This is a genomic window from Luteibacter sp. SG786, assembly GCF_011759605.1.
Taxonomy (GTDB): domain Bacteria; phylum Pseudomonadota; class Gammaproteobacteria; order Xanthomonadales; family Rhodanobacteraceae; genus Luteibacter.
The window spans coordinates 74,146-95,029 of record NZ_JAAOYX010000002.1 but is presented as its reverse complement, the minus strand read 5'-3'; the positions used below and the strand labels follow the sequence as shown (position 1 = coordinate 95,029).

Annotated in this window: 15 protein-coding genes and 1 riboswitch; of the genes, 6 read left to right on the top strand and 9 right to left on the bottom strand. The window is 66.0% G+C overall.

Going from position 1 to position 20,884, the window contains the following annotated elements:
- Window positions 1-7 precede the first annotated feature (7 nt).
- Window positions 8-883, top strand: coding sequence for a hypothetical protein (locus FHS47_RS12265; RefSeq protein ID WP_167028151.1), 876 nt, complete (start codon window positions 8-10; stop codon window positions 881-883).
- 45 nt (window positions 884-928) lie between these two features.
- Here FHS47_RS12265 and FHS47_RS12260 read toward each other — a convergent pair whose 3' ends face one another.
- The 6 genes from FHS47_RS12260 to ahcY all read right to left on the bottom strand — a co-directional run bounded on the left by FHS47_RS12260 (window position 929) and on the right by ahcY (window position 7,732).
- Window positions 929-1,846, bottom strand: a complete 918-nt coding sequence (locus FHS47_RS12260) for a branched-chain amino acid transaminase (RefSeq protein WP_167028148.1) — start codon at window positions 1,844-1,846, stop codon at window positions 929-931.
- A gap of 103 nt (window positions 1,847-1,949) precedes the next feature.
- Entirely contained in the window at window positions 1,950-2,444 is a 495-nt protein-coding gene (locus FHS47_RS12255; RefSeq protein WP_167028145.1) for a DUF4124 domain-containing protein, read from the bottom strand.
- 73 nt (window positions 2,445-2,517) lie between these two features.
- The gene (gene metF, locus FHS47_RS12250) at window positions 2,518-3,348 is read right to left on the bottom strand and encodes a methylenetetrahydrofolate reductase [NAD(P)H] (RefSeq protein ID WP_167028142.1); all 831 of its coding nucleotides are present in this window, start codon (window positions 3,346-3,348) and stop codon (window positions 2,518-2,520) included.
- 76 nt (window positions 3,349-3,424) lie between these two features.
- Entirely contained in the window at window positions 3,425-5,437 is a 2,013-nt protein-coding gene (locus FHS47_RS12245) for a DUF2235 domain-containing protein (protein WP_167028139.1), read from the bottom strand.
- 18 nt (window positions 5,438-5,455) lie between these two features.
- Complete coding sequence (locus FHS47_RS12240; RefSeq protein ID WP_167028136.1) at window positions 5,456-6,076, bottom strand: hypothetical protein; 621 nt, start codon at window positions 6,074-6,076, stop codon at window positions 5,456-5,458.
- 222 nt (window positions 6,077-6,298) lie between these two features.
- Window positions 6,299-7,732 carry an adenosylhomocysteinase gene (ahcY, locus tag FHS47_RS12235; RefSeq protein ID WP_167028133.1) on the bottom strand — a complete coding sequence of 478 codons (1,434 nt, stop codon included), beginning with the start codon at window positions 7,730-7,732 and terminating at the stop codon, window positions 6,299-6,301.
- An 18-nt stretch (window positions 7,733-7,750) separates the two neighbouring features.
- A riboswitch (S-adenosyl-L-homocysteine riboswitch) is annotated at window positions 7,751-7,831 on the bottom strand.
- Between the two features lie 94 nt (window positions 7,832-7,925).
- Between ahcY and ppc the strand changes: the two genes are divergently transcribed.
- Complete coding sequence (ppc, locus tag FHS47_RS12230) at window positions 7,926-10,631, top strand: phosphoenolpyruvate carboxylase (protein WP_167028130.1); 2,706 nt, start codon at window positions 7,926-7,928, stop codon at window positions 10,629-10,631.
- A 327-nt stretch (window positions 10,632-10,958) separates the two neighbouring features.
- Here the strand turns inward: ppc and FHS47_RS12225 are convergent, their stop codons facing one another.
- The 3 genes from FHS47_RS12225 to FHS47_RS12215 all read right to left on the bottom strand — a co-directional run bounded on the left by FHS47_RS12225 (window position 10,959) and on the right by FHS47_RS12215 (window position 15,230).
- Window positions 10,959-12,818 carry an ATP-binding cassette domain-containing protein gene (locus FHS47_RS12225; protein WP_167028127.1) on the bottom strand — a complete coding sequence of 620 codons (1,860 nt, stop codon included), beginning with the start codon at window positions 12,816-12,818 and terminating at the stop codon, window positions 10,959-10,961.
- Window positions 12,819-12,981: 163 nt separating this feature from the next.
- On the bottom strand, window positions 12,982-14,052 hold the full coding sequence (locus tag FHS47_RS12220; RefSeq protein WP_167028125.1) for an aldose epimerase family protein: 1,071 nt from the start codon (window positions 14,050-14,052) through the stop codon (window positions 12,982-12,984).
- On the bottom strand, window positions 14,049-15,230 hold the full coding sequence (locus tag FHS47_RS12215; RefSeq protein WP_167028122.1) for a DNA-binding transcriptional regulator: 1,182 nt from the start codon (window positions 15,228-15,230) through the stop codon (window positions 14,049-14,051). Before FHS47_RS12215 ends, FHS47_RS12220 begins: the two co-directional genes overlap by 4 nt.
- A 176-nt stretch (window positions 15,231-15,406) precedes the next feature.
- Between FHS47_RS12215 and xylA the strand changes: the two genes are divergently transcribed.
- Genes xylA through FHS47_RS12195 form a run of 4 tightly spaced genes read left to right on the top strand, consistent with a single transcriptional unit; the run spans window position 15,407 to window position 20,848 of the window.
- A complete protein-coding gene (gene xylA / locus FHS47_RS12210; RefSeq protein WP_167028119.1) occupies window positions 15,407-16,723 on the top strand; it encodes a xylose isomerase in 1,317 nt (438 codons plus the stop codon).
- A 12-nt stretch (window positions 16,724-16,735) separates the two neighbouring features.
- Window positions 16,736-18,280 carry a xylulokinase gene (gene xylB / locus FHS47_RS12205; RefSeq protein ID WP_208381977.1) on the top strand — a complete coding sequence of 515 codons (1,545 nt, stop codon included), beginning with the start codon at window positions 16,736-16,738 and terminating at the stop codon, window positions 18,278-18,280.
- Window positions 18,277-19,290: a D-xylose ABC transporter substrate-binding protein gene (gene xylF, locus FHS47_RS12200; RefSeq protein ID WP_167028116.1), complete on the top strand. Its 1,014-nt coding sequence runs from the start codon at window positions 18,277-18,279 to the stop codon at window positions 19,288-19,290. The genes xylB and xylF overlap by 4 nt, the downstream gene beginning before the upstream one ends.
- 10 nt (window positions 19,291-19,300) lie before the next feature.
- Window positions 19,301-20,848, top strand: a complete 1,548-nt coding sequence (locus FHS47_RS12195; protein WP_167028113.1) for a xylose ABC transporter ATP-binding protein — start codon at window positions 19,301-19,303, stop codon at window positions 20,846-20,848.
- Window positions 20,849-20,884: the final 36 nt, after the last annotated feature.

Below are 20,884 nucleotides of genomic sequence, written 5' to 3'. Positions count from 1 at the left end.
AACGCGCATGATGAAACGTACGGTTCTCTCGCTGGTTTCCGCCTCGCTGCTGTTCGGCGCCGTCGCCGCGCACGCCAACACGCCGGCCTACGTCGACAGCAAGGAATACAAGGCGCTTCTGGACTCGTCGCGTTTCGCGACGAATCCCTCGACCGCCGCGGCGCAGCTGCTGAAGGATCTGTCCACGCGCCTCGCCGCGCTTAAGTTCGACAAGACGGTCACCGGCAGCTTCAGCGCGGGCGACCGTGACACGCTGGCCTACTACGACACCGCGCACAGCTGCTCGCTCTACGGGCGCGGCTATACCGTGCGTACCCGCGCCGGCGACCATTCGGACATCCAGTTCAAGTTCCGTCATCCGGACGAAGAGCTCTCGTACTGGACCGACGTCTCCGGCGCGGGCAAGAACAAGGACACGAAATTCGAGACGGACGTGACGCCGGGCAACCTGGTGCTCGCGCATTCGACGAAGCAGGACTTCACCACGACGCCGGCCACGGTGTCGGGGCTTATCTCGCAGTTCCCGGGCGCGTCTGCGCTGTCCGATATCTCGAGCGCCAGCCTGTCGGCGGTCGGCGGCGTCACGGTGACCCAGCAGGAGTACGACGGTCCCGTGGCGGACATCGGCCAGTCGGTTGCCGAGTTCACGCTGACGCTGTGGTACGTGAACAACGCCGCCACGCCGTCGCTCGCCGAACTCTCGTTCCGCGTCGAAGCCGACGAGGACAGCTATTTCACCACGCCGGTGCTCACGCGCTCGCAAACGCTCAACAAGGCGATCGGCTCGATCGGCAACAACTGGAACATCGCCAACGACGGCGGCAAGACGAGCTGGCTCTACGCGTATCGGTCGGCGGCGTACCCGAACGGCTTCTGCAACTGAGCCATTTGTGTCCTGGCGACCATGCGGTCGCCAGGGCACGAGGGATCAGAGCGGTTCCAGCCAGCCCCAGCGGTCGGCGGTCTTGCCATTGAAGAGACCGAAGAACAGTTCCTGGAGGCGGCGCGTGATGGGGCCAGCCTTGCCCGTGCCGATCTTCTTGCCGTCCACCGAGCGGATCGGCGTGACTTCCGCCGCCGTGCCGCACATCAGGATCTCGTCGGCGAGGTAGAGGTACTCGCGTGGCAGGTCGCGCTCGACCACGTCGATGCCCTCTTCCTGCGCAAGGGTCATCAGCGTGTGGCGGGTGATGCCGGTGAGGATCGAGGCACTGGCCGGCGTGGTGTGCAACGCGCCGTCGAACACGAGGAACAGGTTTTCGCCCGCACCCTCGCTGAGAAGGCCCGTGGATGCCAGGGCGATGCCTTCGCCGAAGCCCAGACGGCGAGCTTCACGCGCAATGAGCTGGCCGGAGAGGTAGTTGCCGCCGGCCTTGGCACCTGCCGGAATGGTGTTGGGCGCGAAACGCTGCCAGCTCGACACGCAGGCGTCGATGCCGTTCTCGAGAGCCTCGGGCCCGAGGTACGGGCCCATCGGCCAGCTGGCCACCGCTACGTCGGTGGGGCATTCGGCGGACAGGCCGAAACCGCCCAGTCCGCGGAAGGCCACCGGACGCAGGTAGGCGGCTTTCAGGTCGTTCTTCTTCACCACCTCGCGGCAGGCTTCCGCCAGCTCTTCCACCGAATAGGGAATCTCGATGTCGTAGATCTTGGCCGAAAGATAAAGGCGCTTCAGGTGGTCGGTGAGGCGGAAGATCGCGGCGCCATCGGGCGTTTCATAGCTGCGGATGCCTTCGAACACCGACGAACCGTAGTGCAGCGCATGCGCCATCACGTGGACGGTGGCATCGCGCCACGGCTTGATCTGGCCGTTCTGCCAGATCCATTCGGGGTAGTTCTGAGACATGGGATCGCTCCGGAGGGGACCGCCCATGATAACGGGTGGAGCATCCGCCCACATGGCGCGATGCGTCAGTGCGCCGGCGGATGGGCCTCGGGGCCCGGCCGCCTCAGCCTGGCGGCCTCAACCAAAGGCAGCCGGAGTCGCGCACCACGGCAAAATGCGCGCGCCGGGTCGCGCCATCGCCGCCGGGGGCCGAGGTCACCGCGTCGATGCCGGAACCTTCGTCGCCTTGCAGTGACACCAGTGGCTGGCGGACCAGGGCTTCCATGGTGCGCAGGTTCTCCACGGCCCCGGCGCTACCGTAGCCGGACCACAGGATGAGCCCACCCACCCGGTTGGCGCTCCGGGCGGCGAACGCCCCGGCAAGGCCGCCGCGAAGCTCGGCCATGTCCTTCGCACAGAGGAGGCCCGCGGAAGGAGCGTCCGACGACGGCGCACTCGCGGACGGCGCGGGCAACAGCGACGTGGCGCCGACGCTCGCGCACGGCTGGTCGCTGAAGACGGGTCTTCCGTCGGCCCCGACGCAGCGGTGGATCGCGGTCTGCGCCGCGGCGGGCAGGGCGAGGAAAAGCAGGAGCAGCAGGACGATGGCACGGATCACGGCACGGAACGCGTTGGCGGACGGTGCGTCATCATCCCCGTCCGCCCTTCAGCGAAGGGTGACGGCGCGCACGTTACCGCGCGGCGAGGCGCTCCAGCACCGAGGCCGTCGCCCGTGCGCGGTTGATCGTATAGAAGTGCAGGCCGGGTGCGCCGCCGTCCAGCAGGCGGCGGCAAAGCTCCGCCACCACGTCGGCGCCAAGCTCGCGCACGGCGGCCGCGTCGTCGCCATGCGCCTGCATGCGCTTCACGATCCAGCGGGGAATCTCCGCGCCGCACTGGTCGGAAAACCGGCGCAACTGGCTGAAATTCGCGATGGGCATGATGCCCGGCACCACGGGCACGTTCACGCCGAGCTTCGCCACGTCGTCAATGAAGCGGAAATAGGCGTCCGGGTTGAAGAAGTACTGGGTGATCGCCCCGTCGGCACCGGCGTCGACCTTGGCCTTGAAGTGGCGAAGGTCGGCCAGCGCGTTCTCGGCCTGGGGATGCGTCTCCGGATAGGCGGCCACCTCGATATGGAAGTGATCGCCGCTGTGCTCGCGGATGAAGGCCACCAGTTCGGCGGCATAGCGGAAGTCGCCGGGCGAAGCCATGCCGGAGGGCAGGTCGCCGCGAAGGGCCACGATACGGCGGCAACCGGACGCCTTGTACGTATCCAGCAGGGCGCCGATCTCCGCTCGGGTGCCGCCCATGCACGACAGGTGCGGCGCCACCGAGAGCGCATGCTCCGCCCGCAGCCGGCGCACGGTTTCGTCGGTATAGCTGAGTGTCGAGCCGCCCGCGCCGAAGGTCACGGACACGTATTCCGGCGCATGCGCCTTGAGACGGCTTACGGCGGCATCGAGCTGCTCGCGCTGCTCGTCGGTTTTCGGCGGGAAGAACTCGAAGCTGATGGCTGGCATGGGTGACCTCGGCAAGATGGTCGCAGTATAAATATCTTTCTATCCAGATGGAAAGATGGCTAAGCCCGCCAGCGCATCAGAGCGAGCGCCCCGTGCTCATCTGTACCTGCTGCGCTCGTATCTCTTCCATGATCTGCGCCTGCCGCTGGTCGTGCTGCTGGATCTGCTCGATGGCCTGTTCGGGGTGAGGCGGGTCGCTATCCAGATCGATCTTCGCCGGTGTGGTCCGGACTCCCGTTCCTACGAATTCGATGGTCGACTTCTCCTCGTCCAGGCGGACTTCCGAGAGATTGTCGGCCGTGATCCGGTTTGCGTGGCAGGCCACGGTGAATTGCACCAGGCGCTCTTCGGACGCCTGGGGCACACAGCGTTCCAGTTCCTTATAGAGCCGGTGATCAGGGTTCTCCGGATGGCGGGGGTCCTGTGGGCCGAGGATCGCTGTCGTGGGAAGGTGTCCCGGTGGGGTGCGGGCTGACAGGGAGTCGAGGGACGCCTCCTGCGCCACGTCGTGCGCGCGCGCCTGGTGTTGCTCGAAGTCATGCATGGCGGTCGACCATTGGTCGGCGCTGCGTGCCATGGTCGTATGCATCGATGCGACCAGCGGTACCTCGCTGCGCTTCTCAGGACGGTCGAAGGATGCCTCGACGGCCGCGAGCGTCTCGGCATCCTTGCTTAGTTCGATGCGATCGATGCGCTCAAGGCCGTTCGCCCGAGCGGCGACAACGAGGGCGGCGCTGAGGTTGTCGCTGCGCTGGTCGGGCGTTCGGTTGACCTGCCGGTCGAGGTCGTACACATGCGCCTGTGCGTCGAGATACATGCGGTGATCGGGGTGGCTCGGGTCGTCGAGCCGGATGACGGGTACGACGACCGGTGGCGGCGTCGGCGGCGTCGGCGGTGCCGTCCGTGTCGACGCATGGAGAGGTGCCGCGGGTGCTTCGACGGTTCGCATCACCTCGGCGGCCTCGGGTAGTTGTGGCAGTGCTTTGGGTGGTTCCGGGGTGACGCGCTGCCAGTCGAACTGGCTTGCCAGCGAAGGATCCACGGGTTCGGCGTCGCGGCAGATATCGACGATCTTGCAATTTGCCAACTCGTCGCGGAGGTCGCGCTGGCCGTCCTTGTCCATGCGCAGACCGAAGGCGGCGGTGACGCCGCCCGCCTGGAAGATGGTGAACTGCGCCGGATCCTGCGGCACCTCCCGGTGCCTGAACAGCGTCCGGTCGGTCAGCGCATTGAGGTAGTCGGCCATGCCGTTGAAGGCCAGGGTTTCGAGCCCCGCGTCGTCATTGCCGCCGCCGATGTTCGAATGGCCACCGGGGAGGGTGGCACTGAGGAAGCGGCCGTCGTCGGACCAGTCCGGATCGAGGATGGTCTGATGCGGGAACAGCTCGCGCTGTTCGTCGCGGGCGATCTGCGAGAAGCCCGACAGCACGGACTTCGGCAGGCGTGCGTCGTAGTTCTTCGGAAGATTGGTGCCGACCGGATCGAACAGACCGACGGCCTGAGCCACTTCGCCCGGTGGGACGAGCGATTGCGACGATTCGACTGTGATATTCCCATGAGTGTCTCGGCCGAACTCGAGGCCTTTGGGATGGACAATGCCGAACTGATCGATGAGACGCGCCAACCCAGGTACCAGGACGGCTCCCCGGCTGTAGCCGATTCCGACGACGCGAATCTGCGCCTCCGGGTCCTCGCGCTTCCATTGGTCCGCCGCGGCGGTAAGGTCCCGGTAGACTTTCCGGATCTTGTCGTCCCAGGTGTAAGGGTAGGCTCCATCGATGGCGCGGGCGAGCGGATTTTTCTGGGTGCCAATGCCTTCGGCGTAGCCGACGTTGATTCGATTACTTGGCTTATCGGCAAGCTCATTGGCTCGCTTATTCAACTCACCGATGTTCGTCAACAGTCGATCGTTGTAGGCACTCTGTCCGGTGCCATCGAACAGGGCGATGAACAGGTACTCGTGCGGTCGGTCACGATGTTGCAGGACCGGCACGGACTGCTTCGCCTGCTGTTCGCGCATCCGCTCGTAGGCATCCAGGTCGCTTGCGCTTGCGGGGCGAGTCGTGCCGCCGGAAAGAAGTTGTCCCATGGATCACACTCCGTGTGTCTAGTAGTGATAGGTCTTGGCGAGAATCGGTTCGTAGCGAGAATCGCTATAGGGGTTGCCCGGGATCTGGAAGTGCCTGGTCGGAATATAGGTACGCATGTAGACCCGGATCGTTCGGTTGTTGATCTCCAGAAGGATCGTGGGGTCGACGGTGAGTTCGCCGTGGGGAAGGTCGGATACCTCCTCCCGAGGAACGTTGTGCCTGGCGATTTCGTCTCGAAAGATCGCGCCGATGTCGATATGAGCCTGATGCTCCGTGCCATCCATGGAGCGCCAGGTGACTTCCGCTGGCTCCGGGAAATTGGCGATGCCGACGTGGCCACCGAGAAGGCGATCAAGGTACTTGGGGCCATACTCGGATGAGGGCGGCGTCGGTTTATCGCGGATCGACCACGCGCCCGCATACCAGACCTTGCACATCTGCGTGCTGTAACAGACCACCCTGAAGGTGTGGTCCTTGAACTTCAACGGCCACTTCGGCGGTTGAAGGTGCAGCCTTGCACGCAAGGCCGGGTCGATGTCGGGCTCTTTATCCAGCGTCGGCGCGGTCGACGCGCAAGCAGTAACACCGGCGGTGCTCACAGCGACCAGTGCCGCCATGGCACGTTCGCGAAGTTTCATGTCTTCCCGTTCCTTCCTTGCGTGGGGCGGGAGGATGCTCAAGTAAGTGGCGGAGCATGGCAATAGTTCATTGCCGACGCGGGCTGTAGGCCGCATTCCGCAAGGGCTCGCCACTGGCCGCCAGCTTTGCGCATGGCGCCGGCCCTTCAGATGTTTCGGGGCGGCGAAACGAAAGAAGGCGCCCGAAGGCGCCTTCCATTCCGTGCTTTCTAGCGGTATCGATCAGTAGCGATAGTGGTCGGCCTTGTACGGCCCTTCCACCGGCACGCCGATGTAATCGGCCTGTTCCTTCGTGAGCACGGTGAGCTTCACGCCGATCTGTTCGAGGTGCAGGCGGGCCACTTCCTCGTCCAGCTTCTTCGGCAGGCGGTACACCGTCTTCTCGTAGGTGTCCTTGTTCTTCCACAGGTCGATCTGCGCCAGCGTCTGGTTCGAGAAGCTGTTCGACATGACGAAGCTCGGATGGCCGTGGGCGCAGCCGAGGTTCACCAGGCGGCCCTCGGCCAGCATGTAGATGCTGCGACCGGTGGCGCCGAAGGTGTAACGGTCGACCTGCGGCTTGATGGTCTCGCGGGTGACGTCCTTCGCGGTGTTCAGGCGATCCATCTGGATCTCGTTGTCGAAGTGGCCGATGTTGCAGACCAGGGCGTTGTTCTTCATCTTCGCCATGTGTTCCAGCGTGATGATGTCCTTGTTGCCCGTGGTGGTGACATAGATGTCGCCGATGCCGAGGGTGTCTTCCACCGTGGTGACCTGGAAGCCTTCCATCGCGGCCTGGAGGGCGTTGATCGGATCGATCTCGGTCACGATGACGCGTGCGCCGAAGCCCTTGAGCGAATGCGCGCAACCCTTGCCCACGTCGCCGTAGCCGCAGACCACGGCCACCTTGCCGGCCACCATGAGGTCGGTGGCGCGCTTGATGCCGTCGGCCAGCGATTCGCGGCAGCCGTAGAGGTTGTCGAACTTGCTCTTGGTCACCGAGTCGTTGACGTTGATGGCCGGCACCAGCAGCTTGCCGGCTTCGGCGAGCTGGTAGAGGCGGTGCACGCCGGTGGTGGTTTCTTCGGACACGCCACGCCATTCGGCGGCGATCTTCTTGAACCAGCCCGGACGCGCCGCGGCGGTCTTCTTCACGAGGTCCTTGATGACCTGCTCTTCGTGGTTGCCGCTCGGGGTGTTGACCCAGTCGCTGCCGTCTTCGAGTTCCACACCCTTATGGATGAAGAGGGTGGCGTCGCCACCGTCGTCGACGATCAGCTGCGGGCCCAGCTCGCCCGGATGCGTGAGCATGTCGAGCGTGCATTCCCAGTATTCCTCCAGCGATTCGCCCTTCCAGGCGAATACCGGCAGGCCGCCGGCGGCCAGCGCCGCGGCGACGTCGTCCTGGGTGGAGAAGATGTTGCAGGAGGCCCAGCGCACGGAGGCGCCCAGCTCGCGCAGGGTCTCGGCGAGCACGGCGGTTTCCTTGGTGACGTGCAGCGAGCCCGAGAGGCGCACGCCCTTGAGCGGCTTCTCGTTGGCGTAGCGGGCGCGGATCTGCATCAGGCCCGGCATTTCCTCTTCCGCCATGCGGATGCGGCGGCGGCCGAGGTCGGCCTGGGAAATGTCGCGGACCTTGTAGTCCTGGAAAGAGGTGTCTTTGGTGACGGCGTTCATCTGGCGTAGCTCCGGAGATTCACGGGGGCGCCGTTCGGTGGGACGCCGCGCCGAGCCTGGCCTATGGGGAAACCCATGGTCGCAGCGCCCCTCGGCGGGCAAAACGGTCCTCTGATTATATCGCGGAATCCGGATGCAGGGATGAACGGCATTTTTCGGTACTCTCGGGGTTCCTGCCAGACACGAGAGCCCGATGGAAGCCGCACGCGATCCCGAATTCCTTCCCCACGACGGCCCCTTGCGCGACGACGTTCGCCGTCTGGGCGCCCTGGTCGGCCAGATGCTCAGGGAGCAGGGCGGGCAGGCCTTCTTCGAGCGGGTAGAGCAGGTGCGCACCGCGGCCATTCACCGCCGGCGCAGCGGTGAGTCGGTCGACGCCTTGGCCGAGACCCTGACCGGCCTCGACGCTGCGGATGCCGAAGCCCTGGCGCGCGCCTTCGCCACCTACTTCCAGGCGGTGAACACGGCCGAGCGCGTGCACCGCATCCGCCGCCGGCGCGATTACCAGCGTGAAGGCCGCGCGCCGCAGCCCGAGTCGCTGGCCGCCGTGCTGGCGCAGTTGAAGAAGGACGGGGTGGACCGCGACGAGCTGACCCGGCTGCTCGGCCACCTGGACGTGGAGCCGGTCTTCACCGCCCATCCCACCGAGGCCGTGCGTCGTTCCCTGCTCGAAAAGGAACAGGAGATCGTGCGCGCGCTCGTCGACGAATTCGACCCGACCCGCACACCGCAGGAACTGCGCGACGACGATGCCCGCATCCTCATGGCACTTTCCGCCGGATGGCAGACCGCCGAGGCATCGCCGGTGCGGCCGAGCGTGCAGGACGAGTTCGAGCACGTCGGCTTCTACATCGCCCGGCCGCTGTACCGTGTGCTGCCCGCGCTTTACGAAGCGCTGGAGCAGGCGCTTGCCGACACCTTCGGCGAAGGCATCGCCGTGCCGCGCGTGCTGCGCTTCGCCACCTGGGTGGGCGGCGACATGGACGGCAACCCGAACGTCAACGCGGACACCATCGCGGCGACGCTGTCGGCGCAACGCTCGCTCGTACTCGAACGCTATATCGAGGACGTCGGCGCACTGGGCCGCCTGCTCAGCCAGACGGAAGATCGCGTGAAGCTGGGTGACGGCTTCCGCGCGCGCCTCCAGGCGTACCGCGACAGGTTCCCCGAGGCGGCCGCGCGAATCCGGCCGCGGCACGCCGACATGCCCTACCGCGCGTTCCTCACCTTCGTCGTCGAGCGCCTGGACGCCACGCTGCACGAGCGGGACGGCCGTTACGGCGCCGCCGACGAGTTCATCGACGATATCGTCCTGGTGGAAACGAGCCTGCTGGAGCATGGCGGAAAGCACGCGGGCGCCTATGCCGTCGGCCGTCTGTTGTGGCGTGCGCGCACGTTCGGGTTCCACCTCGCACGGCTGGACGTGCGCCAGGACGCGCGCTTGCATGACGAAGCCTTGTCGGCGCTGCTGGACGACGGCGAATGGGCGAATCGTGACGCGGCGACGCGCGCCGGCAGCCTGCGCCCGTATGCGTCCGGCGAGCGCAGCTTCGTCGCCGGCTCCGGCGACGAGAACGTGACGATGCTGCGTGACGTGTTCGCCACCCTGGCCGATTCGCGCAAGCGATACGGCAACGAAGCCACGGGTCTGTACATCATCAGCATGGCCGAGACGGCGGCCGACGTGCTCGCCGTGCTGGCGCTCGCGCGCCACGGCGGCCTGGTGCACGACGGCATCGTGCCGCTGGACGTCGCGCCATTGTTCGAGACCATCGACGATCTTGCCGGCGGCGCGGAAACGCTGCGCACCCTCCTCGACGATCCGGTCTATCGCGCCCACCTCAAGGCGCGCGGCGACCGCCAGTGGGTGATGCTCGGTTATTCCGACAGCGGCAAGGACGGTGGCACCGTCGCGTCCAAGTGGAGCCTGCAACGCGCGCAGGTGGAACTGCTGGACGTGGCGAAGCAGGCCGGCATCCGCATCGCCTTCTTCCATGGCCGCGGCGGCTCGGCCAGCCGTGGCGGCTCGCGTATCACGCCCGCGCTCATGGCGTCGCCGCGCGGTTCCGTCGCGGGCATCCTGCGCGTCACGGAGCAGGGCGAGGTGATCCATCGCAAGTACGGCATTCGCGCTCTCGCCGTGCGCAACCTCGAGCAGACGCTGGGCGCGGTCATGCGCGCGTCGTTGCGGCCGCGCGACATCGAGGCGCGCGAAGAGGCATGGAAAGACACGATGGCGCGGCTCTCGGATGCAAGCCGCAAGGCCTACCGGGCCTTCGTCGACAAGGAGGGCTTCGTGGACTACTTCCGCGGCGCCACGCCGATCGACGTCATCGAACGCATGACGCTCGGCTCGCGTCCGGCGCGTCGGCGCAGCATGAAGGGCGTGGAAGATCTGCGCGCCATCCCGTGGGTGTTCTCATGGACGCAATGCCGCGCCGTGCTTACCGGATGGTATGGGCTGGGCTCGGCGCTGGACAGCATCGCGAAGGAATGCGGCGACGAGGCCCTCGTTCGCATGGCGCGCGACTGGCCGTTCTTCGCGACGATGCTCGACGACGTGGAAATGGTGTTGGCGAAGGCCGACATCGACATCGCGGAGGCGTTCTCGAAACTCGCGGGACCGTTGCACGATCGCTTCTTCCCGATGCTCCGCGACGAGTTCGAGCGAACGGTGCAGTGGGTATCGAAGCTCAAGGGCGGCAAGGAGCTACTGGCCGGCGACCCGCGGCTGGCGACGTCGATCCGCCTGCGCAATCCGTACGTGGACCCGATGAGCCTGTTGCAGGTGGATCTGTTGCGCCGCTGGCGTGCCACCGGCGGCAAGGACGATACCTTGCTCAAGGCGCTGGTGGCTTGCGTGAATGGCGTGTCGCAGGGGCTGCAGAATACGGGTTGACGGTACCGACCTTACGGGAGCCGGCTATGCCTTGTGTGGAAGCTGGCTGTGCCTTGTGCGGGAGCCAGCTGTGCCTTGTGTGAGAGCCAGCTGTGCCTTGTGTGAGAGTCAGCTGTGCCTTGTGTGAGAGCCGGCTATGCTTTGTGTGGGAGCCGGCTATGCCGGCGATCCCGCGGCAGCGGGCATGCTTGCGGCAAGCACCCATCGCCGCTGAAGCGGCTCCCACACAAAGCTCGCTTGCTTGGTGGCTCCCACACAGACTCGCTTGCTTGGCGAATCCCACACAAGCCTCGCCTGAGCCACTGCCACAGGGTGCAAGTGCAGCCCTCAGCCCTCCAGCTCTTCCCACCGCGCGAACGCCGCTTCCAGTTCCGCCTGCAGTTTCGCCAGTTCCTCATTGCCGCGCGTGATCGTGGCCGCGTCCTGCAGGTAGTACTTCGGGTCGTTCATCGCTTCGGTGCGTTTCGCGATTTCCGCTTCCAGCTGCTCGAGCTTCGCGGGCAGCAGGTCGAGTTCGCGCTGTTCCTTGAAAGACAGCTTGCGCTTCGGCACGGCGGGCGCCGGCGCCGTCACGGGCGCTGCCTTCGCCGCGGCGGGCTTCGGCGCCGGCGTGGTGGGACGCTGCCGCAACCAGTCGCTGTAGCCGCCGATGTATTCGCCGACGAGGCCGTCGCCCTCGAGCACCAGCGTGCTGGTGACCACGTTGTCGATGAAGTCGCGGTCGTGCGACACCAGAAGCAGCGTGCCGGTGTACTCGTTGAGCAGTTCCTCGAGCAGTTCCAGTGTCTCGACGTCGAGATCGTTCGTCGGTTCGTCCATCACCAGCAGGTTGGACGGCTGCGCGAACAGCTTCGCCAGCAGCAGGCGGTTGCGTTCGCCGCCCGAAAGTCGCGTGATCGGTGCACGCGCCCGCTCCGGCGAGAACAGGAAGTCCTGCAGGTAGCCGATGATGTGCTTGCGCTGGCCGTTCAGCTCGATGTATTCACGGCCTTCGGCCACGTTGTCCAGCGCGTTCATGCGATCGTCCAGCACGGAGCGGTGCTGGTCGAAGTAGGCCACTTCCAGGCCCGTACCGAGCGTGACTTCGCCTTGCTGCGGCTTCAGCTCGCCCAGCAGGATCTTCAGCAGCGTGGACTTGCCCGCACCATTCGGACCCATGATGCCCACGCGGTCGCCGCGCATGATGGTGGTCGATACGTCGTCGAGCAGCGTGCGCCCGCCATACGCTTGCGTGATGTGCTTCGCCTCGATCACCTTGCGCCCCGACGCCTGCGCCGTGGCCAGGGTGATGCGGGCGTTGCCGGACTGCTCGCGACGCTCCGCACGCTCCCGACGCATCGCCTTCAATGCGCGCACACGGCCTTCGTTGCGCGTGCGCCGCGCCTTGATACCCTGGCGGATCCACACTTCTTCCTGCGCAAGCTTCCGGTCGAAATGGGCATTCGCCTGGGCTTCGGCGTGCAGGCGCTCTTCGCGGCGGCGCAGGTAGTTGTCGTAATCGCCCGGCCAGCTGGTGACGGTGCCGCGGTCGATCTCCACGATGCGGGTGGCCAGCGAACGCAGGAAGCTGCGATCGTGGGTGATGAACACGATGCTGCCGGAGAAGCCCTTCAGGAAGCCTTCGAGCCAGGCGATGGCCTCGATGTCCAGATGGTTCGTGGGCTCGTCGAGAAGCAGCAGGTTCGGGTCGCGCACCAGTGCCTGGCCGAGCAGCACGCGGCGCTTCATGCCGCCGGAGAGTTCCGAGAAATCGGTATGCGCCGGCAGCTCCAGGCGCTCGATGACCTGCTGCACGCGCGAATCGAGGTCCCACGCGTTCTGCGCCTCGATCTGCGCCTGCACGTCGCCGAGCCCATCCATGTCGCCCGCGTCGAGCAGGTGGTGGTAGCGAGCCAGGAGGTGGCCCAGCTCCCCGAGCCCGTCGGCCACCACGTCGAAAACGCTGCCCTGCGTGTCCTGCGGCACTTCCTGGGTCAGCCGCGCGATGCGCGTGCCGCCCTGCAGCCGGATCTCGCCGTCGTCGGGATGCAGTTCGCCGGCGATGAGCTTCAGCAGGGTGGACTTGCCGGCACCGTTACGGCCGACGATGCAGACCCGCTCGCCGGTATCCAGCGAAAGATCGACCTGTTCGAGCAGGAGCGGACCGCCGACACTGTAGTCGACGTTGAGTAATTGGATTAATGACATGCGGGCATTGTAATGCCCGCTCGGCTCGTAGGAGCGCGCCCTGCGCGCGACAGCCTTTCGGGCCAGTCCCCAAGCCTGCGCGCCAGCGCCGAGTCACGGCCTCAAAACCTGTCGCGCGCAGGGCGCGCTCCTACGAAAGGGGCCCCTCCACAGGGAGCCAGGGTCAGAGAATATCGATGCGGTACCGCGTGTGCTGGCGCCAGACGGTGCCGGGGCGCAGGATCGCGCCTTCCGCGTCCGGGCCGTTTATCTGGTCCGGGAACGCCTGTGTTTCCAGCGCGAAGCCCGCGAACGGGCCGTACATGTCGCCATGGCGCCCCGGCTGGCCGGTCAGTTTCTGGCCGCTGTAGAACTGCAGCCCCGGACGGTCGGTTTCCACGGTGAGCCGGCGCCCGCTGGAGGGTTCGGTCACCTCGGCCACCACGCGCGGGTGGGTTGCCGCCGCGCCGCGCGGCACGTAGCAATGGTCAAAACCGCCGACCAGCCGAAGTTGCGGGTCGGGCCAGTGCAGGCGCGAACCGATCGGCGCCGCCTCCCGGAAGTCGAAGGCCGAGCCGGCAACCTCCTGCCGCCCGACCGGGATGGCGCCCGCGTCGATGGCAAGGAAAGCGTCGGCGTCGATCCGGATCACGTGATCGCGGATATCCGGCCGCCGGTCGTTGAGGTTGAAGTACGGATGGGCGGTGAGGCTGAGCGGCGTCGGCGCGTCGCTGGTGGCGGTATAGCGCAGGTCGAGGGTGCCGTCGTCCTCCAGGCGCAGGCGCAGCTCGACGCGAACCTCGCCCGGGAATCCACCGTCGCCTTCCGGCGACACCAGCCGGAGCAGAAGGCCGCCGTTGTCCGGCTCCACGTCCCAGCGCTGCCGGTGGAAGCCGTCGTTGCCGCCATGCAGGTGGTTGCCGCCGTCATTGCGGTCCACCCTGTAGTCGATGCCGTCGAGACGGAACCTGCCGCCCCGGATGCGGTTGGCCCAGCGTCCCACGATGCCGCCCATATAGGCATTGGAATCCAGGTATTGCCGCGCGGTGGCGTGGCCCAGCAGCACTTCGCCGAGGCGCCCCTGCCGGTCGGGCACCTGCCAGGACAGAAGGGTGCCGCCGAGGTCGCTGATGTCCACCTGCGCGCCACCGGCGTTTCGCAGCGTCCAACGGTGCAATGGGCGGCCGTCGGGCAAGTGGCCCCAGACGGTGGCGTGCGATACGGGCATGGAACGTTCCTGGTGGGCGGCGATCATGTCGCCCCCGCCGTTCGATGGAGGTCGAGGTATTGTCGCGGCGTGCAATCGTACTCGCGACGGAATACCGCATACATGTACTGAAGCGACGTGAAGCCGCAGCGCAGTGCGATGTCGGCCAGTGGCGTGTCGGAATTCGCGATCAGGTCGCAGGCGGCATCGAGCTTGTGCTTCAGGATCACCTGGTGCACCGTCTGCTTCAGTTCGCGCTTGAAATGTTCTTCGAGCACCGTGCGGGACACGCCCACATAGTCCGCCACCTGCTCGGTCTTGATGCCCAGGCATCCGTATTGCCGTATGTAGTGGCTGGCGCGCATGACGTGCGGGCTGCGCACCGGGTGGTAACGGCTCGACACCTGCACGTTGATCCCCACGGGCGGCACCAGCACGCGCGTGCCGGAACAGTCCACGCCGCGGAGCATCTGGTGCAGGAGGTGGGCGGCGGTGCGGCCCATTTCCTCCGCACCCTGGATCACCGAGGTGAGGGGAATGCGGGTAAGCAGCTGCGCCATCGGGTCATTGTCGATACCCACAATGGCCACCTGCTCGGGCACGGGAATGTCGCCGATCACACAGGCTTGCAGAACCTGCCGCGCGCGGGCGTCCGTGGTGGCGATAATGCCGATGGGCTTCGGCAACGCCGTGAGCCATGCCACCAGTTCTTCCACCGCCTCGCCCCAGCCGCCGGCGCTGGTGGGCGATCCTTCGTAAATCGTGGCTTCCACGCCTTCCGCCTCGACGACGGCGCGGAACGCGTGCTCGCGCTCCTGGGCCCAGCGGCTGCCGGGGTGCGGTGGGAGGCCATAGAACGCGAACCGGCCGAGCCCTTGCTCGATGAGGTGATCGTAGGCGAGGCGCACGAGGCGCGCGTTGTCCGTGGCGATGTAAGGCACCCCTGCCGGGTACGCGGAAGGATCGTGGTACGAGCCCCCTACCGCCACGACGGGAATGGGCAGGTCGCGAAGAGCTTCCGGCGCTTCCGGATCGTCGAAGTCGGCGATGACGCCGTCGCCCTTGAACTGGTGGATGTCGCGCATGCGGCTGCGGAAATCCTCTTCCATGAAGAGGTCCCATTCCACACGCGTGCTGTTCAGGTAGTGGCCGATGCCCGCGATGACTTGGCGGTCGTACACCTTGTTGGCGTTGAACAGGAGGGCGATGCGATGTGGGTTGGTCATGGTGTTCCGCGGGGACAACTCATCATTGCCAAGCTAGCTTAGGTTGCTAGACGCGTCCATGACGCAGCGCGGCATCGAAAAAGACCTCGCAAGCGCCGGAAATCGCAATTGCACGGCATGGGGCTCGCTCGTCACGATCGACGGAATCCGTTCCCGCGTTCGTCAAGGAAAGCGTTATGTCCTACTTCTCCCATATTCCCAAGATTCGCTACGAAGGCCAGGGTAGCGACAACCCGCTGGCGTTCCGGCATTACGACCCAGACAAGCGGGTGCTGGGCAAGCGCATGGAAGACCACCTGCGCCTGGCCACATGTTACTGGCATACCTTCGTGTGGCCGGGTTCGGACGTGTTTGGCGCCGGCACCTTCGGCCGCCCCTGGCAGCAGCCCGGCGACCCGATGGAGCGCGCCCGCGAGAAGGCCGATGCCGCGTTCGACTTCTTCTCCCGACTCGGCACCCCGTTCTACACCTTCCACGACACCGACGTGGCGCCGGAAGGCGACGGCCTGGCGGCATACCGCAAGAACTTTGCCGCGATGGTAGACGTGCTCGAACGGAAGCAGGCGGACACGGGCATGCGTCTCCTCTGGGGCACGGCCAACCTGTTCAGCCATCCGCGCTATGCCGCCGGTGCCGCGACCAATCCGCAGCCGGAGGTGTTCGCCTATGCCGCGACCCAGGTGCGTCACGCCATGGAAGCCACCCATCGCCTCGGCGGCGCCAACTATGTCCTGTGGGGCGGCCGCGAGGGTTACGACACCCTGCTGAACACCGACCTCAAGCGCGAACGCAGCCAACTGGGGCGTTTCTTCCAGATGGTGATCGAGCACAAGCACAAGATCGGCTTCAAGGGCACCATCCTGATCGAGCCGAAGCCGCAGGAGCCCACCAAGCACCAGTACGACTACGACACCGCCACGGTGTACGGCTTCCTGAAGGAGTTCGGGCTCGAGAATGAGGTGAAGACGAACCTCGAGGCGAATCACGCCACCCTCGCCGGGCACTCGTTCCACCACGAAGTGGCCACCTCCATTTCGCTCGGTCTCTTCGGCTCGATCGACGCCAATCGCGGCGATCCGCAGAACGGCTGGGATACCGATCAGTTTCCCAACAGCGTGGAAGAACTCACGCTGGTGACGTACGAGATACTGAAGGCCGGCGGCTTCACCACCGGCGGTTTCAACTTCGACACCAAGGTGCGCCGGCAGAGCAGTGCACCGGAAGACCTGTTCCACGGCCATATCGGTGCCATCGACGCGCTGGCGCTCAGCCTCGAACGCGCAGCCAGGATGATCGAGCGCGACGCGCTGGCCGAATTCAAGGCGAAGCGCTATGCGGGCTGGGACGGCAACTTCGGCAGCAAGATCTTGCAAGGCGGCTTCACCCTGGCCTCGCTCGCCGACGACGCCGTTGCCCGGGACATCCACCCAGAGCACGTTTCGGGTGGACAGGAGTTGCTCGAGAACGTTGTGAACCGCTATATCTACGGCTGAATGAGACACGACATGGAAGCGCCGGCGCGCCTGTACCTGGGCATCGACCTGGGCACATCTTCGGTGAAAGCGGTCCTCATGGACGAGGCGGGAGGCGTGCGCGCCAGCGCCTCCAGCCCGTTGGAGGTATCGCATCCCCGCCCCCGATGGTCGGAACAGGACCCGGCCGCGTGGTGGGCCGCGACAGAGTCCGCGGTAGAGAAAGTCCTCACGCAGGGCGACGCGAAACGCGTCGCCGGCATCGGCCTCTCCGGCCAGATGCACGGCGCGACGTTGCTCGACGAGGCGAACGCGATCCTGCGCCCGGCCATCCTCTGGAACGACGGGCGTTCCGATGTCGAGTGCGCGGAACTGGAACGCGTTCCCGGTTTCCGCGCCATCACGGGCAACCTTGCCATGCCGGGGTTCACGGCACCCAAGCTCGCGTGGGTGCGCCGGCACGAGCCCGATGTCTTCCGCCGCGTGGCGAAGGTGCTGCTGCCAAAGGATTACCTGCGGCTGCGCCTCACCGGCGACTTCTTCACCGATGCCTCCGACGCCGCGGGCACCTTGTGGCTCGACGTGGAGAACCGCCAGTGGAGCAGCGAGATGCTGGCCGCCACCGGTCTGGATCGTTCGCACATGCCGCAGGTGAAGGAAGGTACGCAACCCGCGGGGCATCTCCACCCCGAACTGGCGGCCCGCTGGGGCATGGACACCGTGCCCGTGGCCGCGGGCGGTGGCGACAACGCCGCCGGTGCCGTGGGCGTGGGCATCGTGCGGCACGGGCAGGCCATGCTCTCGCTCGGCACCTCGGGCGTCTACTTCGCGGTATCGGACGGTTTTCGTGCAAGTCCGGAGCAGGCCGTGCATGCGTTCTGCCATGCGGTGCCCGATACCTGGCACCTGATGTCGGTGATGCTCAACGCGGCCAGTTGCCTGGATTTCACCGCACGGCTTACCGGCGCGAGTGACGTGCCTTCGCTGCTCGCCGAAGCGCAGGCCCGTGGCCTGGAAAAACACGGGCCGTTGTTCCTGCCTTACCTCACGGGCGAACGCACCCCGCATAACAACCCCCATGCGCGTGGCTCGTTCATGCAGCTCGGGCCCGGTACCGACCGTCCCGAACTTGCCAATGCCACGCTCGAAGGCGTGGGCCTGGGTCTGCTCGACGGCCTGCTGGCGGTGGAGTCCACGGGGCTGGTGGCCGACGAGATCACCGTCATCGGCGGCGGTTCGCGCAGCGCGTACTGGACGCAGATGCTTGCGGACATCCTCGGCAAGCGGCTGGTCATGCGCAGCGGTGGCGACGTCGGCCCCGCGCTCGGTGCGGCGCGCCTGGCGCGCCTGGCCGCGGAGCCCGGCGCCACGCTCGACGAGGTCTGCCCCATGCCGCCCGTGACGGCCGCCTTCGAGCCCGATGCGGCGCGTCATGCTTATTTCCTGCAAACGCGTCACCCTCTGTTCCGCCGTTCCTACGAGCGACTGGAACCCTTGTATGCCGACGGCGCCATCGCCGGCGACGAATCCCCGCCCTCGCATGAGGGCGATGCCATGACTGCACGGAGAAGCCCATGAAACAGAAGCCCCTGCACACCCTGCTGGCCGTATCGATGATCGCCGCCGGTGTCTTCGCCGCGCCGCAGGCGCACGCGAGCAAGGAAAAGCCGGTCATCGGTTTCTCCATCGACGACCTTCGCGTCGAACGCTGGACGCGCGACCGCGATTTCTTCAAGGCCGCGGCCGAGGCCAAGGGTGCCACGGTGTCCGTGCAGTCCGCCGACGCCAACGAGCAGAAGCAGATCCAGCAGATCGAGAACCTGATCTCGCGCAAGGTCGACGTGATCGTGATCGTCCCCTTCAACGCGAAAACGCTCTCCACGGTGGTGGCCGAAGCCAAGCGCGCCGGCATCAAGGTGATCTCCTACGATCGCCTGATCCTCAACGCGGACGTGGACGCCTACATCTCGTTCGACAACGACAAGGTCGGCCAGATGCAGGCGCAGGGCGTCGTCAACGCCGCGCCGAAGGGCAACTACTTCCTGCTCGGCGGCGCTCCCACCGACAACAACGCGAAGATCCTCCGCGAAGGCCAGATGAAAGTGCTGAAGCCGCTGGTCGACAAGGGCGACATCAAGATCGTCGGGCAGCAGTGGACGAACGAATGGCTGGCATCCAACGCGCAGTCCATCATCGAGAACGCGCTCACTGCCAACAAGAACAACATCCAAGGCATCGTCGCCTCCAACGACGGCACCGCCGGCGGCGCCATCGCCGCGCTCAATGGCCAGAAGCTGGCGGGCAAGGTCGCGGTGTCGGGCCAGGACGCCGACCTTGCCGCCATCAAGCGGATCAAGGCAGGCACCCAGACGATGACGGTGTACAAGCCGATCAAGACCATCGCCACCGATGCGGCCAATCTGGCCGTGCAGCTGGCGAAGGGTGAAGCGCCCAAGTTCACGTCGAAGATGAACAACGGCAAGAAGGACGTCGACACCATCCTGCTGGAGCCCACCGCGCTGACGAAGCAGAACGTGGACCTCGTAGTGAAGGACGGCTTCTACACCCAGGCCCAGGTTGGCCCCTGATCCGGCCGTCATGAGCGATTACCTGTTCGAGATGCGCCGGATCGTGAAGGAGTTTTCCGGCGTTCGCGCGCTGGACGGCATCGACCTGGCCGTGCGGCCCGGCGAATGCGTGGGTCTGTGTGGCGAGAACGGCGCGGGCAAGTCCACCCTCATGAAGGTGCTGTCGGGTGTCTATCCCTACGGCACCTGGGAGGGCGAGATCCTCGTCGAAGGCAAGCCGCTGAAGGCGTACTCGGTACGCGACAGCGAGGACGCCGGCGTCGTCATCATCCACCAGGAGCTCATGCTGGTGCCGCAGCTGTCGGTGGCGGAGAACATCTTCCTCGGCAACGAGATCCGCCGCTTCGGCGGATTGATGGACTACGACGCGATGTACGCGAAGGCGGAGGCGCTGCTCGCCCGGCTGAAGCTCAAGGACGTGAACGTGGCCGCGCCGGTCATGAACTACGGCGGCGGCTACCAGCAGCTGTTCGAGATCGCCAAGGCCCTGGCCAAGAACGCGCGCCTGCTCATTCTCGACGAGCCGTCCTCGTCACTCACCTCGGCGGAAACGGACACCTTGCTGTCCATCATCGAGGACCTGAAGCGTGAGGGCGTGGCGTGCGTGTACATCTCGCACAAGCTCGACGAGGTGGCGCGCGTGTGCGACACCGTTACCGTGATCCGCGACGGCAGGCACATCCTAACCAAGCCGATGTCGGAGATGACCACGCAGTCGATCATCACGGCCATGGTCGGCCGCGACATCGAGAACCTGTTCCCGAAGGTGGAGCACGACATCGGCGACGTGGTGTTCGAAGCGCGGCACGTTACCTGCTGGGACCTAGCCAACCCGAACCGCAAGCGCGTGGACGACATCTCGTTCCAGGTGCGCCGGGGCGAGATCCTCGGCATCGCGGGCCTCGTGGGTGCGGGCCGCACGGAACTCGTGTCGGCCATCTTCGGCGCGTACCCCGGTCGCTACGAGGCGGAACTCGTGCTCGAAGGCAAGCCGATCAAGGTGCGAACCCCGGAGCAGGCGATCAAGGCGGGGCTGTCGCTGGTGCCGGAAGACCGCAAGCGCCAGGGCATCGTGCCGCTCCTCGGCGTGGGCGACAACATCACGCTGGCCACGCTGTCGCATTACGCCCACGCCGGGCAGATCGACCGGCAGGCGGAATTGCAGACGGTGGAAACCGAAATCAGGCGCCTTCGTGTCAAGACGGCCAGCCCGGAGTTGCCCATCGTCGGGCTGTCGGGGGGCAACCAGCAGAAGGCTGTGCTGACGAAGATGCTGCTGCCCCAGCCGAAGCTGCTCATCCTCGACGAGCCTACCCGGGGCGTCGACGTCGGGTCGAAGTACGACATCTACAAGCTGATGTTCGAGCTGGCCGCCACGGGGGTGGCGATCATCATGGTTTCGTCCGAAATGCCCGAGGTGCTGGGCGTCAGCGATCGCGTGCTCGTAGTGGGCGAGGGCAAGCTGCGGGGCGACTTCCCGAGCCTTGGCCTCACCCAGGAGCAAGTGCTGGCCGCGGCCATCTCGCATGCCGCGGAAGGTCCCGCGCACGCGGCCTGATTCTTCATCCGTTCAAAGCGTCATCAGGAAAGGCTT